The 16,391-nt window shown below is 59.5% G+C and carries 14 protein-coding genes; 6 read left to right on the top strand and 8 right to left on the bottom strand.

The genetic code is table 11. The annotated features are described in order from the left end of the window. The first annotated feature begins 8 nt into the window (after nt 1-8). Complete coding sequence (locus tag CYR55_RS07220) at nt 9-1,331, top strand: c-type cytochrome (protein WP_101815468.1); 1,323 nt, start codon at nt 9-11, stop codon at nt 1,329-1,331. Between the two features lie 55 nt (nt 1,332-1,386). Here CYR55_RS07220 and CYR55_RS07215 read toward each other — a convergent pair whose 3' ends face one another. Next, on the bottom strand, nt 1,387-3,585 hold the full coding sequence (locus CYR55_RS07215; RefSeq protein WP_101815467.1) for a beta-glucosidase: 2,199 nt from the start codon (nt 3,583-3,585) through the stop codon (nt 1,387-1,389). Between the two features lie 144 nt (nt 3,586-3,729). Between CYR55_RS07215 and CYR55_RS07210 the strand changes: the two genes are divergently transcribed. The 4 genes from CYR55_RS07210 (at nt 3,730) to CYR55_RS07195 (ending at nt 8,505) form a co-directional block, all read left to right on the top strand. Beyond that, nucleotides 3,730-4,206: a GNAT family N-acetyltransferase gene (locus CYR55_RS07210; protein WP_101815466.1), complete on the top strand. Its 477-nt coding sequence runs from the start codon at nt 3,730-3,732 to the stop codon at nt 4,204-4,206. Between the two features lie 309 nt (nt 4,207-4,515). Next, the gene (locus CYR55_RS07205) at nt 4,516-5,121 is read left to right on the top strand and encodes a DsrE family protein (protein WP_101815465.1); all 606 of its coding nucleotides are present in this window, start codon (nt 4,516-4,518) and stop codon (nt 5,119-5,121) included. 154 nt (nt 5,122-5,275) lie between these two features. Beyond that, complete coding sequence (locus tag CYR55_RS07200; RefSeq protein WP_101815464.1) at nt 5,276-5,710, top strand: pyridoxamine 5'-phosphate oxidase family protein; 435 nt, start codon at nt 5,276-5,278, stop codon at nt 5,708-5,710. A 236-nt stretch (nt 5,711-5,946) separates the two neighbouring features. Continuing rightward, nucleotides 5,947-8,505: a bifunctional diguanylate cyclase/phosphodiesterase gene (locus CYR55_RS07195; protein ID WP_101815463.1), complete on the top strand. Its 2,559-nt coding sequence runs from the start codon at nt 5,947-5,949 to the stop codon at nt 8,503-8,505. A gap of 19 nt (nt 8,506-8,524) precedes the next feature. On the opposite strand, the gene CYR55_RS07190 is transcribed toward CYR55_RS07195, so the two are convergent. From CYR55_RS07190 to CYR55_RS07160, 7 genes are read right to left on the bottom strand one after another with little or no spacing between them, the layout of a single operon-like run. After that, complete coding sequence (locus tag CYR55_RS07190; RefSeq protein WP_101815462.1) at nt 8,525-10,042, bottom strand: multicopper oxidase family protein; 1,518 nt, start codon at nt 10,040-10,042, stop codon at nt 8,525-8,527. 27 nt (nt 10,043-10,069) lie between these two features. Beyond that, nucleotides 10,070-10,558, bottom strand: a complete 489-nt coding sequence (locus CYR55_RS23840; protein ID WP_206604034.1) for a c-type cytochrome — start codon at nt 10,556-10,558, stop codon at nt 10,070-10,072. A 3-nt stretch (nt 10,559-10,561) separates the two neighbouring features. Beyond that, entirely contained in the window at nt 10,562-10,993 is a 432-nt protein-coding gene (locus tag CYR55_RS07180) for a c-type cytochrome (RefSeq protein ID WP_101815461.1), read from the bottom strand. Next, nucleotides 10,986-11,519, bottom strand: coding sequence for a methylamine dehydrogenase light chain (locus CYR55_RS07175; protein ID WP_101815460.1), 534 nt, complete (start codon nt 11,517-11,519; stop codon nt 10,986-10,988). The genes CYR55_RS07180 and CYR55_RS07175 overlap by 8 nt, the downstream gene beginning before the upstream one ends. Before the next feature lie 16 nt (nt 11,520-11,535). Continuing rightward, nucleotides 11,536-12,141 carry a thioredoxin-like domain-containing protein gene (locus CYR55_RS07170; RefSeq protein WP_101815459.1) on the bottom strand — a complete coding sequence of 202 codons (606 nt, stop codon included), beginning with the start codon at nt 12,139-12,141 and terminating at the stop codon, nt 11,536-11,538. A gap of 14 nt (nt 12,142-12,155) precedes the next feature. After that, the gene (locus CYR55_RS07165) at nt 12,156-12,701 is read right to left on the bottom strand and encodes a MauE/DoxX family redox-associated membrane protein (RefSeq protein WP_101815458.1); all 546 of its coding nucleotides are present in this window, start codon (nt 12,699-12,701) and stop codon (nt 12,156-12,158) included. Nucleotide 12,702: 1 nt separating this feature from the next. Further along, on the bottom strand, nt 12,703-13,863 hold the full coding sequence (locus tag CYR55_RS07160; protein WP_101815457.1) for an amine dehydrogenase large subunit: 1,161 nt from the start codon (nt 13,861-13,863) through the stop codon (nt 12,703-12,705). A gap of 845 nt (nt 13,864-14,708) precedes the next feature. On the opposite strand from CYR55_RS07160, the gene proP reads away from it, so the two are divergent. After that, entirely contained in the window at nt 14,709-16,214 is a 1,506-nt protein-coding gene (gene proP / locus CYR55_RS07155; RefSeq protein ID WP_101815456.1) for a glycine betaine/L-proline transporter ProP, read from the top strand. Nucleotides 16,215-16,391 lie beyond the last annotated feature (177 nt).

Raw genomic sequence — 16,391 nt, 5'->3', positions numbered from 1 at the left:
AAGCAGCCATGAAAAAGATGATCTTTGCCCTCACCCTGGGGGCAATCAGCGTGGGCGCATGGGCGCAGGACAACGGCGCAGAGCAAATCGCACGCGGTGAATACCTGGCGCGCGCCGGTGACTGCGTGGCCTGCCATACGGCGGCGGGCGGCACCGAGTTCGCTGGTGGGCTGGGGATGAAAACGCCGATCGGCACCATTTACAGCACCAACATCACGCCGGACAAAGAGACCGGCATCGGTGACTATTCGTTTGAGGATTTCGATAACGCGGTTCGCCACGGCGTCGCCAAAAATGGCCAGACGCTCTACCCGGCGATGCCGTACCCCTCTTACGCGGTGGTGACCGAAAGTGATATGCGCGCCCTGTACGCCTACTTTATGCACGGCGTCGCGCCGGTGAAAGCCGCCAACCGCGACAGTGACATCCCGTGGCCGCTGTCGATGCGCTGGCCGCTGCGCTTCTGGCGCGGCATCTTCGCGCCGGACGTGAAGGATTTCCAGCCGGCGAAAGCCGAAGATCCGGTGCTGGCGCGCGGCCGTTATCTGGTGGAGGGCCTCGGCCACTGCGGCGCGTGCCATACGCCACGCAGCCTGACGATGCAGGAAAAAGCGCTGAACAACGGCGAAGGCAGTGACTACCTGGCGGGCAGCAACGCGCCGATTGATGGCTGGGTCGCCACCAGCTTGCGCGGTGACAACAAAGACGGCCTCGGCCGCTGGAGTGAAGAGGAGCTGGTGCAGTTCCTGCGCACCGGTCGCAATGACCATACCGCCGTGTTTGGCGGCATGACCAGCGTGGTCGAGCACAGCCTGCAATACCTGAGCGCAGACGATGCCACCGCCATCGCCCGTTACCTGAAGTCACTGCAACCGGCTGACCCGGCCCAACCGGCGTTCAAACCCGATGACACCGTGGCGCAACAGCTGTTCAAAGGCGATGACAGCAAGCCGGGCGCGTCCCTGTATGTGGACAGCTGCGCCGCCTGCCACCGTACTGACGGCAAAGGCTACACCCGCTTCTTCCCGGCGTTGCGCGGCAACCCGGTGGTGCAGTCTGACGACGCGACCTCGCTTATCCATGTGGTGCTGACCGGCGATACCCTGCCGGGCGTGAAAGGCGCGCCAAGCGCCGTCACCATGCCGGCCTTTGGCTGGCGGCTGAACGACCAGCAGGTGGCGGATGTGGTGAACTTTATCCGCAGCAGCTGGGGCAACCACGCCGCCGCGATCACCGCGAAAGAGGTGGCCGACGTGCGCAAGGACAAGGACGTGATCACCGACCCGATCATGCTCGGCAATCCGTCAATTGATAAATTGCATGTGAAGTAAGCAGAAACAAAGCCGCGATCCTCGCGGCTTTTTTTATCTCTGAAAACCTTCTCGGTTACCGTTGCGCCGTCACCGGTTCGCCGCCCACCGCCAGCCAGCCTTCCGGCAGGTGCAGCGTGGTGCTCAGCGCCTCATCCATCGCGTTCGCCCCGGCAATCACCTGATAGTCACCCCGATAGAGATGCCACTGCACGTTGCCTCTGTCCCAGCGGGCGATCAGCCGTGGGTCAACGTTGACCGTGACATCCCCCTGTTCACCCGGTTTCAGCGTGATGCGCTGCCAGCCCACCAGCCGTTTCACAAAGCCGTGGCCGCTGCTGCCGTTACGCAGGTAGAACTGCGGTGTGTCGGTCGCGGTACGCTGCCCGTTGTTTACCACCGTCATCCGCAGCCGCAAGCCGCCGCCCGCGACCGGCTCCACCTTCAGGTTATGGTAGTGGAAGCGGCTGTAGGTCAGGCCATAGCCGAACGGGAACAGCGGCGTGAGCGCCTGGCGCTCAAACCAGCGATAGCCGACGTCTGACCCTTCGATGTTGTAATCCACGCGGATCGGCTGCTTCAGCGGCAGCCCCGGCATCGAGGTGGTGCTCTCCGGGTCAGGCAGGGTGTGGCGCGGAAGCTGGGATTCGTCCACCGGGAAAGTCACCGGCAGGCGGCCGGACGGCGACACCTTGCCGCTGAGCACATCCGCAATCGCCTCGCCGCCCCGGCTGCCGGGGTACCATGCTTCCAGCACCGCGCCGACCTTCTCCAGCCACGGCATTTTCACCGGCCCGCCGGTCTGCAGTACCACCACGGTGTTGGGGCGCGCCTGCGCCACCGCCGCGATCAGCGCGTCCTGGTTCTCCGGCAGCGAGAGGTTCGGTGCATCCACGGACTCCGCCATCCACTGCCAGGCGAACACAATCGCCACATCGGCCGCGGCGGCTTTTTCGGCCGCGCGTGCCGGGTCGCGGCCATCGTCATAGCTAATTTCCGCCTGCGGCAAGGCCGCGCGCAACGCGGTCAGCGGCGCGGAGGGGTGCAGCACCCGTTTGCTGACGAACGCATTCTGGAACGGCGTCGGCAGGCTGACGCTATCGGGCGGCACCACCTGGCTGGAGCCGCCGCCGGAGATCACGCCTTTATCCGCATCGCCGCCAATCACCACAATCCGCCGCACGTCAGGCTTGAGCGGCAACTGCTGATCCGCATTTTTCAGCAGTACGATGCCCTGCCGCGCCACCTCAGCGGCTACCTCCGCGTGGGCGGCTTCATCGACATCCCGCCGACGCGGCGGCTGTGCCAGCCCGTCCACCGCAATCAGGCTGCGCACGATGCGGCGCACCATATCATCCAGCCGCGCCATCGGGATGCGCCCCTCCTCCACCGCCTGTTTCAGCGGCTCCGCAAAGAAACGCGCCTTGTCCAGCTCCTCGCCGGACTGCTGATCCAGCCCGGCCATCACCGCTTTTTCAGTGGAGTGGGTCGCGCCCCAGTCAGACATTACCCAGCCGGGATATTTCCAGTCGCCTTTCAGCACCCGGCTCAGCAGGAACGCATTCTCAGAGGCATAGTCGCCGTTGATCAAGTTATAGCCCGGCATGATCGACCCCGGCTGCCCGCGCTCCAGCGCCAGCTGAAACGCCAGCAGGTCAGATTCCCGCGCGGCGGCTTCGTCGATGACGGAATCCGCCTGCACCCGCCCGGTCTCCTGCGCGTTCAGCGCATAATGCTTGACGGTCGAGACCACATGGCGGCTCTGGATGCCCGCCACCGCCTCACCGGCCATCCGCCCGGTCAGCAGCGGGTCTTCGCTTAAATATTCAAAGTTGCGGCCGTTACGCGGCTCCCGGATCAGGTTCATGCCGCCGGCCAGCAGCACGTTAAAGCCTTTGGCGTGCGCCTCTTCGCCCAGCAGCTCCCCGCCCCGGTACGCCAGTTCCGGCGAGAAGGTGGCGGCACTCATCAGCCCGGAAGGTAACGCGGTGGCACGGTCGCCGGGGCGGATATTGCCGGGGTTGGCGATACCAAGGCTGGCATCCGTCTCTTGCAGGCCGGGAATGCCGAGGCGCGGGATGCCCGGCGTATAGGCCGCTGAGCCCACCGCCCCGGCCGGTTTTTCCTTGCCCGCCTCCAGCGGAAAGCCCAGCGGCGTATGCACCAGCATGATTTTCTCATCCAGCGTCATCTTGCTGACCAGCGCCGCTGCCTGGCGATCGGCCGGGGCCGTGGCCTGATAGACCCTCTCTTCCTGTTGCGCGTTGTCCGCCATGATTCCCTCCTCTTTATCGAAATGTCTTTAAAAGGTAGTTAATGACGTGCGGGATGAGGCCTGTTTTTACAAAAACTTAACAGCAGATTGCCCGATTACGCACGCTGAGCTAACGTCTGATCAGGCAGAGAACAGGAGGCAACGATGGAGATCCGATTAGCACAGCCACATGAAGCAGAAGAGACGTGGGTTATCCGTAACCTGGCATTGCGCCATGGCTGCCGCGGGGTGTATGACGCCGACGCGCTGGCCGCCTTTACCCCAGATGTGATGCCCGCCGGGTACTATCGGGCGATTGAGGAGAACCCGTTTTATGTGGTGGAAGCACACGGGCAACTGGTCGCTACCGGGTTTCTTGACCTGCAACAGCAGAGCGTTGAGGCGATCTTTACCCTGCCGGGCTGTGAGGGGCGGGGTTATGCCTCGGCGATCCTGACGGCGATTAAACAGGAGGCTTCCCGGCGCGGCTTCCCGGCGCTGACGCTCTCCGCTACCCCGAATGCCGCCGGGTTTTATCTGCGGCATGGCTTTATCCGCCTGCGGGACAGTGAATACTTTTCCGCCCGCGCCCGCCGCCACTACGCCTGTGTGGAGATGCGCTGGGCAGCAGATGACAGGTGATCCCCGCCAGGGATAACCCGTTTTACCGCTTTTGAACAGGGTGAGCCGGAAAAGCCACTTATCAGTTAAATTTACTGGTTTTTACACAACTTTACCTTGCAAGGCCGCCCGACCGGCCTTGTGATTTTTCGTCCAATAAGCGCTGGTTATGTATCCCTCTAATCTTATTCTGATTCTTTTCCAGACTGATTAATGTCGCAAACCACTGTGCTATAAATCCTTCCACATTCGAACCGGGCTCCTGACCGGCCAGCCTATCCGCTGCCGGTAAACCCTTGTGCCCTGCTTATTATTCCCCTGGAGAAAAGTATGCGTCTGGCTTCTACCTTAATCACTGCTGCTATCGTCAGCGCCGTCGTCAGTGCCGCTGTCATGAAGACCCCGGCCCTTGTTGACAAATACCATGCCATGACCGCCCCGAAGGATGACCCCACGTTTTGGGTGACGCCGACCATCGAAGGTTACGGCCCGGTTCACAACTTTGCTGATGTGGCGTACAAACCGGCCGTAGGCAATGGTGACCCGTATAAGATCGTCTTCTTTGTGAATAAGCAGGAAGTTGGCCCGGCCCAGATCAACGAAGGGCTGGATCGCGTGGCGCGCGCCGTGAACCTGTATGTCGGTGCGGGTGTGCCGCTGAATCAGCTGAAGTTTGTGGCGATTCTGACCGGCGGTGCAACCCCGGCGACCCTGAGTAACGAGCAGTACCACAAAATCAACGGCATCGATAACCCGAACCTGCCGCTGATTGAGAAACTGCGCAAAGCGGGCGTGGATGTCTCCGTGTGTGACCAGTCCGTCGCGGCCCACCACTTTGACACCTCCTGGGTTGATAAAAGTGTGACCCAGGCGCTCTCCGGCCTGACCACCGTGACCGTGCTGGAACACCAGGGTTATACCTTTATGCCGTTATAAGGCTTCTTCCCGGCGGCACGCCCTGTGCCGCCGTTATTTTCCCGCCCTTCTCTTTCCGTTATGCCTTTTTGTTGTAAGCCGCCCATTGGACACTGCCATTTTCGTCTACTAGCCTTTAAAGACGTCACCGATAATGGATAAACAGGAGTTTACGATGAGCCAGGTTACCCTTTCCCAGTTGTCGAAAGAGATTAAAAATATCGATTACGCGATGTTCTCCACGCTGAGCGAAGGCGGCACCATTGCCAGCCGCCCGATGAGCAACAACCGTAATGTGGAATACAACGGCGACGCCTACTTCTTTACCACCGAAGATAACCAGATCGTGGCCGATATTGAAAATGATGCCACTACCACCCTGAACTACGTTACCGCCAAATCCTCGGACAAGCCCAGCCTGTTTATTTCCATTGAGGGGGAGTCTGAATTAATCCGCGAGAAAGACGCGCTGAAAGAGTACTGGACGCCGGACGTCGAAAAGTGGTTCCCGCAAGGTATTGATACGCCGGACCTGCTGCTGATTAAAGTGACCGCGCAGCACATCAGCTACTGGGATGACAAAAATAACCACCAGGAAATCGACCTCTGATAGCCGGCCGGCCGGGGCAGCCCGGCCTGTTCCCTCTTTCATTTCCCCTGCAACCGCACCCTGATTTGAGATAATTATTGCGCCGGTTTTTTTCTGCCGTTGCACCGATCTGATTCTAAAACAGAAAAAATAATTTCCCTGGTAAACTTTCAACCTTTTTCTGGCCGGGCCGATAAAGATCGGTGTAGTCCTATGAACTGCCGGTGTATGTTACCCATGACAGGAAAAGACCCAGAATGCTGCCATTTTCAGCCGACCCTAATAAACCCACACCGGTGGTAAGTTATTTTACCCTGCCGCAGCGGGCAATAAAAAACGTCGCCCTACTCACCGGCGCGCTTTTTATGATTACCTGCGCCGCACTGTTTTATATTGTGGTGCAGCAAAACAACCGCCAGATTGAACACAGTAAAGTGGACGTCGTGAAAGCGATGCAGAATTTGCAGGACAAAGTCGGGAATGTCATTAAAGATTATGCCTTCTGGGGTGATGCCTATATTTTTACCCAAAGCAGCATTAACCTGGATTGGGCCTACAACCGCGACAATATCGGCCCCTCCCTCTATGACCAATATAATCTGGAGGGGGTCTTTATTATTACCCCTGAGCTTAAAACCCGATATGCGCTGATTGACGGAAAAATAAGCCAGACCGATGCCGCTACCTGGCTGACCGGCGATTTAAAACGGTTGGTCAGCCTTGCGCAGGAAAAGTCGGCCACGGACAATTACGCCTCGGAGTATTTTTTAATTAAGGGGAGCCCGGCCATCGTCTCGGCTGCCGTTATCCGGCCGGACAGCAGTTATACCGACCTGGCGCACCTTTCCCTGCTGATTTATGTGTATATTCTCGATGACAGCAAACTCAAAGCGCTGGACCATGATTTTGACCTGCATAACCTGCGGCTTGATGTCACCAACAGTGACAATATGAAAGAGCCGTTTATTACCCTGAGTTCAAGCAACGGCACGCCGTTCAGCTTACGCTGGGATGCAGAATACCCGGGTAATCACCTGCTGAAGACCATTTTGCCGCTGCTTATCGCGCTGGCGATGCTGTTCTGCCTGATTTTCAACCGGCTGAAAGCGCGGTTGTACCTCGCCGCCAAAAAACTCGACAGCATTCAGACCTCGCTGACCCTCAGCGAGGAGCGACTGCGCCATGTGATTGAAGGCAGCTCAGACTGGATTTGGGAAACCAACGCCCGCCAGGAACTGATCTACCTGTCTGACCGCTTTATCTGCATGACCGGCTACACCGCCGGGGAGTGGCTCGGCAAACCGTTCCACCAGCTGATTAATTATGACCTCGAGGCCTTTGAAAAAGGGGCGCTTGAGCCGGTCAGTAGCCCCGGCGTCCGTAAGCCGTTGCCCTGCAAGTTGAAAAACCGCATCGGCCTGACGCGCCATTGCAGCCTGTCGGTACGGGCAATCGTCTCAGGCCGGACGCTGATCGGCTATCGCGGCACCGTGTGTGACATTACCGAAGAAATGGAAGCCAAAGCGCATATTGAATATATGTCGCTGCATGACGGCCTGACCGGGCTGGCCAACCGCAGCCATATGCACAATTTCTTGCAGGCCAGCCTGGGTATCATGCCGGAGGCGAAGAAGATCGCCGTCCTCAGCCTCGACCTTGACCGCTTTAAGCCGATTAACGACACCCTGGGCCATGCGGCGGGTGACCGGGTGCTCAATGAGATTGCCGGGCGGCTGAAACAGTGCATCCGCCAGTGCGATCTGGTGGCGCGGATGGGGGGCGATGAGTTCATTATTCTCGCCATTGAGCCGGGTAATCAGCAGAGCACCGAGAAACTCTGCCGCCGCATCATCGACGCCATCAACACCACTATCTTCATCGGCGAGCATGAGCTGAGTGTCGGGGTCAGCATCGGCATCGCCTTCTGCCCGGAAAACGGCACGCTGGCCAATGATCTGTTGCGCTATTCCGACATCGCGCTGTACGAGGCCAAATCCGCCGGGCGCAATAACTGGAAATTCTACGTCAATGAGATGAACGAGCGCATCCTGGAGCGCCGCCAGGTGGAAACCGATTTGCGGCAGGCGTTACGCCGTAACGAATTCTTCCTGGAGTTCCAGCCGCGCTTTGAGCTGAACGCCATGCGGGTTGCCGGGGCGGAGGCGCTGATTCGCTGGCACCATCCGGTCAAGGGGCTGCAAAACCCGGCCAACTTTATCTCCATCGCCGAAGAGACCGGCCTGATCGTGCCGATCAGCGACTGGGTGATGCTCTCCGCCTGCCGGGAAGCCACCCGCTGGGATGACGACTTTATTATTTCGGTGAACCTGTCGCCGGTGGAGTTCTATTGCGGCGACCTGATCGCCAGGGTGAGTAATGTGTTGCAGGAGACCGGCATCCGCCCCGCCCGGGTGGAACTGGAGATCACCGAAAGTGTGATGATGGAAGACGCCGAGCAGGCACTGGTGATTATGCAGGGGTTGAAGGCGCTCGGCATCCGGCTCTCGATGGATGACTTCGGCACCGGCTACTCCTCCCTGAGTTACCTGCGCCTCTACCCGTTTGATGGCCTGAAAATCGACCGCAGCTTTATCGCCAACCTTGACGGCAGCCAGAGCAGCCAGGCGATTATCCAGTCGGTGGTCGGGCTGGGGCGCGCGATGTCCCTGACCGTGACCGCCGAAGGGGTGGAGACCTCCGCCCAGCTTGATGAACTGTTGCGCGTGAATTGCCATCAGGCGCAGGGCTACCTGCTGGGGAAACCCATGAGTGTGGCGGCGCTCAAGGCCCTGATGGAGGAGCCGGTTGCGCCCTGACCGGCTCCGGCGCGCCGCATCAGCTCACGTTTAACATGCCCATCATGCCGAGCTCCTCATGCTCGATGATGTGGCAGTGGTACATCCGCATCCCCGGTGAATCCTGCCGCATCAGCAGCCGGACAATCTCGCCGGGCCGCAGGTTCACCGTGTCTTTCCAGGCCAGGCAGGCCGGGGCGCTTTTTTTGCCGAGGTACTGGCGCTCGAAAACCTGGAACTGGCCGCCATGGATATGGAACGGGTGATCCATGGTGGTGGCATTGATGATCTCCCAGCGATCGACCACCCCCGCTTTGCTGTTCAAATCCATCCGCGCCATGTCAAACGGCTTGCCGTTAATCAGGAAGGCGCGCGGCGGGGTGCCGCCTTTGTTCTTCATGATGTCGCCCATTTTCTCCATCATCACCGCACGCAGCTGGTTGCCCGGCTCACCCAGCGGCGTAATCGTCCGCAGGGCCGTCCCCTCGCTTACCGGCAGCGGCGCGGCGCGGTAAGTGACCGGGGCGATCGCCATGGCGGCCTGCGGCGGCGGTGACATCATCGGGTGGCGATTGTAAGGCAGCAGGGTCAGCGCGCGGTTGCCGTCAGCCCCGGTAACCAGCACCTCCATCCGTTCACCGGGGGAGAGCAGGATCGCCTCCTGCGCCGGCAACACCTTCTCCAGCAGGCCGCCGTCACTGCCGACCGGGATAAACGCACAGCCCGGCAGCGACAGGTTGAGGTAGCGCGCCGCGCACATATTCCAGATCCGCACCCGGTGGGTGCCGCTGAGCGCGATCGCCGGGCGGTACTGGCCGTTGATCAGCACAAACTCCCCTTCCCGCCCATCCACCCAGTCCGCATAGGTATGCGGTGGGATCTGCGCCGCGGCATCGAGCCGCAGGTCGCTTATCGCCCAGTGCTGCTCCGGCAGCGCGGCCAGCGGGTCTTGCGGTGCGCGTACGATGATCGCCCCGGCCAGCCCGCGGGCAATCTGCCCGGAAACGCCCTGATGCGGGTGCGGGTGGTACCAGTAAGACCCGGCGCTGCCCGGCGGCAGGGTGAAGTGATAGACCCGCGTCGCCCCCGGCGCCACCGGGTCATCCGGCCCGCCATCCTGATCGGCCGGTACCGGCAGGCCGTGCCAGTGAAGGGTGCTCGGTTCCGGCAGACGGTTGATAAAGGTCAGGCTGACGTTCATGCCCTCTTCCAGCACAATCAGCGGGCCGGGCAGTGACTGGTTATAGCGCCAGCAGGCCGTGGCGGCCGGGCCGTCGGCCAGCTGGGCGGTGCCGGGCTCCGCCACCAGCGTGCCTGCAAAGGTACCCGGCTCGGTGGATTCATTGCGCAGCAGCGGTAGGGGCTGAAGTGCCTGCCCGGCGCGCAGGCGGTCAGCGGGCAACAGCGCGGGGGCGTCAGCAGCGGCCGGGGCGGCGTGAGGGTTCATGGCAGAGGCAGAATGCGCCACGGCAGGCGCGGGATGGGCGATGGCCCGGCGCAGCACACTGCCTGCCGCCAGTGCGGTCAGGCCACATTTCAGAAAATGGCGTCGATGCATAAAGGGTTCCAGAGCGTGTCCGGCCGGTCAGGGCCAGGGGTAGTCGGCAGTTTTCATGCCCTCTTTCAGATAACGTTTCACCAGCTGCCGCCGGTATTTCACGACATCCTCTACTGGGGTACCGCGCAGGGTTTTCACCTCCTGTGCGGTAAAGGCCGGGTAGCCCTGCGGATCGCCCCATTTATCATTCAGGTAGTTCATCAGTTCGGCGAGTTGCGCATCGTCCAGGCTGGAGGCCACGATGCCCGGCACATGCATCAGGTAGAGACGCCCGGCCGGGTCCTGGGTAAAAGTGCCGAGAAAGCCCGGCAGCGGGGGAATGCCCCCCGCCAGCGAGCCTGAGCCGTCCATGTCGTGGCAGCCGGAACAGCGCAACACATAGTTCTGCCACGGCGTGTTTTTTTCACCATGGGCCTCCGCCTGGGCAACGTTTTTCTCAGCAAAGGCAACGATGGGCAGCAACAGCAACAGCAACAGCAATACGTTTACCCCTGTTCGTCTCTGTTTGCCCGGCATCGCTTACCCCCCGTTCCTGAGCTTGCGTAATGCCGCGTGCTCCGGCGGGCTGGCCTGATACTGCGTGATCAGCGCCGCAGAGGGGCCATCGCCCATCTGGTTTACGTCATTCAGCACGTAATGGGTGATCTCCACCAGCGTGGCGGTGTCGAGGTAGCCCAGCGGCGGCATCACCAGCCCTTCGTAGGTGCTGCCTTTTGACTGAAGGGTGCCGCTCATGCCGCCGGTGACCACCCCGGCAATGTACGCCTGCCGGTGGTCGCCCAGCGTTTTCCACAACGCCGCATTGTGCAACGGCGGGGCCAGCCCCTCAATCCCTTCTGCATCCGCGCCGTGGCAACTGGCGCAATTCTCCTCAAAGGCCGCATGGCCGTCGGCCCAGGCTGCGGGGGCCAGCAGCGTCAACAGCCCGGCCAGGATTAACGGTTTATTCATTGGCGATCCCCACCAGTGTCGCCACCGTGCAGTGGTAGCCTTTGTTGGTATTCGCCATGCACCAGTTGATGTCGTTGTGCAGCCCCATGCGGTAACCGGGCCGTTCCCCCTGGCTGGTAAAGCAGCTGGTGGAGTTGGCCACCGTGGCCTTGCCGCAGCAGTCGTTATAGGACACGAGGTAATCTTTATTGTCGTGCGGGTTGCGGCAGGTGCCGACCCACGCCACTTTGGAGGCTTCCGCGCCGGGTGGGCAGCTGGTCATGCTGCCGCCGGAGGTGGAACAGAGGTTACCGTCCAGCGCACAGTAGCGCCAGTAATCACAGGAATTGGCATCATCCGCGCCGGTGGCGGCAAACGCCTTGCCCATTGAGCGGTCAAACGGCAGCAGCGGCATCAGCCCGGTGCCGACCAACACCGCCCCGGCTTTGGCGAGGAAGCTGCGCCGCCCCAGCCGCCGGGCCGAGTCCCGCATTTTGCGTTCGGAAAGCGCATCCAGTGACGCCAGTAGTGAAGTCAGAAATTTCATAAAATTCTCCTGCCGGTTAAGGGTGGGCGGTCAAAGAGGGCTTGCGGCTGTAGGCCTGGATCGACTCAACGCCGGACTCCTGCGCATTAAACAAGCTTTCAAACTGTTCCCGGCTGTTGATAAGCCCCTTGGACGTGATGACGCCCTGCGGGTTGATCAGCACCGAGAACGGCAGTTTCGCCACACGCCAGGCCATGCCCAGCTCCTGCGACAGCACATAGGGGATGGCTTCCAGCTGCTGCTGGCGGATAAACGCCCGCTGTTTTTCGCTGTCGCCATCACTGGCGAGCACGATGTTGAGCCACGCCCGCTCGGCGCTGTGCAGGTTTTTCACCACCGGCAGCAGCGTTTTGCAGATTGGGCAGGTGGGCGAAAGGAAAAACACCAGCGTGCTTTTGGCCTGCGCACCGCCCAGCGTGACCGGGCCATGGTTCAGGCTCGGCACGGTAAACACCGGTGACAGGTCACCAATGGCCGGGCCGTTGTCATTGATCATCGCCCCCACCGGGGTGATGCGCTCAAACAGCACGCCGACCTGCCGCGACAGGGCAAGAAACGCGACAATCAAACCAATCACCAGCACCGTCAGTAACGCCAGCATAAAAAGGATCAGGGTATTCATGGGCACCTCAGGGATTAAGGGGTAACGGAATCCGGCGTTAACCGCGCGCGCAGGCTATGCAGGCGCAACAGCTGCTCGAGCAGCTGATAACCGAGCCACAGCACCAGGCCAAACAGCATCGCGACCGCCAGGTTGAGCAGGGCCACCGGCTGGCCGCCGGTCAGCGCCGCCAGCCCGGCCAGTGCCAGCAACAGCGCATTACGCGCCACCAGCAGCCGGGAAAGCGGCTGGCGTGCGCCGCCGCAGCCGCAGTCGATGTGGCGCTTGCCGCGCCGCAGGGCCAGGGTCATCACGCCGCCATACAACGCCAGCAGCGCGCCCATCAGCACCAGCCCGGATGCGGACGCAGCCGGGACAAGCGTCAGCACAATCGCGCCCCCTTCGGCCGCGGCCAGCAGCCAGGTCGCCGGCAGCGCCAGCACGGGCGGCAGCACGCCGTAATCGGCCACATAACCGGAGAAGCGACGGGGATCGCTGAGTTTGTGCAGTGCCGCCTGGCAGAACAGCAGCGCCAGGAAGGTCAGCACGCAGAGATGCAGCATGTCAGAGAGGGCGGCCATATCAGTTATCCACCCGCAGCAGCAGGTTGAAGTCGCCCAGCCCCTTCACACTGCCCTGCTTTTTGGCCGTGAATTTTTTATCGTTGCTGAAGCTGTATTTGGTCACTGTGCCGCCCTCACCCTCTTCGTTGTCTTTCAGGGTAAACAGCAGCGGCTGAGCAGTGGCGCTGACCGTGAGGGCCACCGGGTTATCCACCTTAAAGCGTGTCACCACTTTATGGCTGGCCATGTCGATGCCCCACACCTCTTTGGCCGCATCTTTGTGGCTGCCCTCTTTGCCGTTGGGGTGCATGGTGACAAACATCAGGTTATTGGGTTTGTTGTACGCGAGGATCTGGAAGCCGCCCGGCACCCAGTGACCTTTATGGCCTTTGGTGTAGCTGAAGGTCTCCAGCAGGGTAGCTTTGGCCTCTTTATCGGAGACCAGCACCATGTTGCCGTTAAAGGAGGTGAACATCAGGGTATCGCCGTCACGCTGCGCGGCGAGGAACAGCGCATCTTTGTCGCTGTCGAACAGCTTTTCGCTTTTACTGGCCTGATAATTTTTCTCATCGGCGGCGATCTGGTAAGAGGCGATCGTGCCGTCCCCGCACAGCGAACTGAACTTACCCGGCTGCTGCGAGGCGTAAATTCCCCAGCAGCCTGGGGTCGGCACTTCCAGCAGATGCTGGCCGGTCGCCAGGCTGATAACGGAAACAGAGGCGGCCGGGGTGGCATTCTGCACAAAGGCATATTTGTCCTCGGCTGAGAGCTGGAAGCTATTAATTGACGGCGCAACCTGGGCCATTTTCGGCAGGGTTTCCATCTCTTTGATTTGGCTTAAGGTGGCGATGTCAAAATCCTGCACCACGGCTTCCGTGGGGCCGGACATAATTCGTTTGGGATATACCGAGGCGGTATAAAGGTGTTTTTTGTCTTGCGACAAGGTGAACTGGCTGATTAAGCCGTCAGAGATATTTCCTTTGGTGGCGAGGTCATCGGCGGAGAGGACGGTAATGGTGCTTGCCCCCTTCCAGTTTTGGTCAAGCACAAACACATTCGGGCCGGGGGATATATTTTTTTCAACGCTGATGCGTTCGGGTTTAAACGGTTCTGCGGCCTGACTGGTGGTAAAACTCACTATTCCCAGGGTGGTACATAATGCTAATGAAAGATATCGCATACAGGCTCCGGGTCAATGTAGGACAGCTGAAAAAGCCTGTGCAACCCTTATGCCAACTCTGTTATGCGTTTTCCCCGCAGGCGGCAGGCCGGTTACATTATGTGCCGGAGGTTTTGCAGCCTCGTTGACGCCTCAAAAACGTGCAGCCCGGCGCGTTTTCGCTGAAAATGCGCACCACGCCAGCACAGCATTAACTCATGACATTGATTTTTAATAATTTTAATGAATTTTTTTACCGGGGGAAACCAGGGCTTGAAAAAAGGCGCAGAGGAAATGCGCCGCTTCCCGACCACACGGCACCCTTCGGCAGCACACTATTTTTTACGCTTTTTTACCTTTGAAACTGCGCCCGGCGCGGTGTGGCCGGGGTAAATTCCACCAGGGTCGCCCACTGTTATTCCGGCCAATATATTCCCCTGTCGGCAGGCAATAATAACAACCCGTTATTTCCATTATGGTGCAGCCGTCCGGAAATAATCACCCCTGTAAAAAATGAAATATAAGACGGGCTTAAGGTATACTTTTTTTTAAACCCGCTCCACTGGCGGAGAGGCTATTTTTGCCGGTGGCGGGAAATTGGCGTTAATCACCCGGACGCCAGGCAATATATACCCACTAACATTGGGACTACCTGTTTTATTACCGGTGCGATAATGGACAGACCTCTGAACAGCGGATAGTTCTGTGTAATAATTATCCGATCAGCGGTTTATTTGGATTTTTCGCTTATTCATTGACCGTTAAAACCCCGTTTACTGTCCCTGTAGTCTATCCTTCTGATATAAAGAATAAGCGTCAACGGAAACAATAAACCTTGATAACCATAAAAACAGGTCCTCTTTGCTATGAAGCTTCGTAAGAAACAAGTAAAGCCTATCGGCTTGAAGGACGTAACCATCATTGATGATGCAAAGTTACGGAAAGCCATTACTGCGGCCTCTCTGGGTAACGCCATGGAGTGGTTCGATTTCGGGGTCTACGGGTTTGTGGCTTACGCCCTGGGCCAGGTCTTTTTCCCGGGTGCCGATCCCGGCGTGCAGATGATCGCCGCATTGGCAACCTTCTCCGTGCCCTTCCTGATCCGCCCGCTCGGCGGCATGTTCTTCGGCACATTGGGTGACAAATATGGCCGGCAGAAAATCCTGTCGATAACCATCGTCATTATGTCGATCAGTACCTTCTGTATCGGCCTGATACCCTCCTATAACGCTATCGGCATCTGGGCGCCGATATTGCTGTTGCTGGCTAAAATGGCGCAAGGGTTCTCGGTGGGCGGTGAATACACCGGTGCCTCGATCTTTGTGGCCGAATACTCCCCTGACCGCCGCCGCGGCTTTATGGGCAGCTGGCTCGATTTCGGCTCGATTGCCGGGTTCGTGCTGGGTGCGGGCATCGTGGTGATTATCTCTGCGGTGGTTGGCGAGGCGCGCTTCCTGGAGTGGGGCTGGCGTTTGCCGTTCTTCCTGGCCCTGCCGCTGGGTATCATCGGCCTCTACCTGCGTAACGCGCTGGAAGAGACCCCGGCTTTCCAGCAGCATGTGGACAAGCTGGAGCAAGGTGACCGTGAAGGCCTGCGTGACGGCCCGAAAGTCTCCTTCAAAGAGATTGCCACCCGCCACTGGCGCAGCCTGCTGGCCTGTATCGGTCTGGTGCTTTCCACCAACGTGACCTACTACATGCTGCTGACCTACATGCCGAGCTACCTGTCGCATAACCTGCACTATGCGGAAGATCACGGTGTGATGATTATTATCGCGGTGATGCTGGGTATGCTGTTTGTACAGCCGGTGATGGGCCTGCTGAGTGACCGTTTCGGCCGTCGCCCGTTTGTGATTGGCGGCAGTATTGCACTGCTGTTGCTGGCGGTGCCGTGCTTCATGATGATTAACAGCCATACCACCGGCCTGATTTTCTGCGGCCTGCTGTTACTGGCGGTGATCCTGAACGCCTTTACCGGCGTGATGGCCTCTTCCCTGCCGGCGATGTTCCCGACCCACATCCGTTACAGTGCGCTGGCCAGCGCCTTTAACATCTCGGTGCTGATTGCCGGCCTGACCCCGACCATCGCCGCCTGGCTGGTCGAGTCCACCGGTGACCTCTATATGCCGGGTTACTACCTGATGGTGGTGGCGATCGTGGGCCTGGCGACCGGTATCTTTATGAAAGAGACCGCCAACAAGCCGCTGCGTGGCGCCACCCCGGCCGCCTCGGATCTGAGTGAGGCGAAAGAGATCCTGCGCGAACACCATGACAACATTGAGAACAAGATCGACGACATCAATCAGCAGATTGCGGAACTGGAGGCGAAACGCGCCAACCTGATCCAGCAGCACCCGCGCATCAACGAATAACGTACTGCGTGTGCCCTCCCCGGCCTGCGGCACCCTGTCGCAGGCTGTTTTTTTTAGTCTATACAAAGCTGTACAGGCTGCATCACGCCGTCTAATATTGTGTAATATTTAGACAAATTTCTTAACGAAATCCTTAAAAACAGCGCTTCCTGACATTTCATTTCCCATAAAATTCTT

The organism is Chimaeribacter californicus (assembly GCF_002858675.1).
GTDB lineage: Bacteria > Pseudomonadota > Gammaproteobacteria > Enterobacterales > Enterobacteriaceae > Chimaeribacter > Chimaeribacter californicus.
This window is presented reverse-complemented; position numbering and strand designations above follow the sequence as displayed.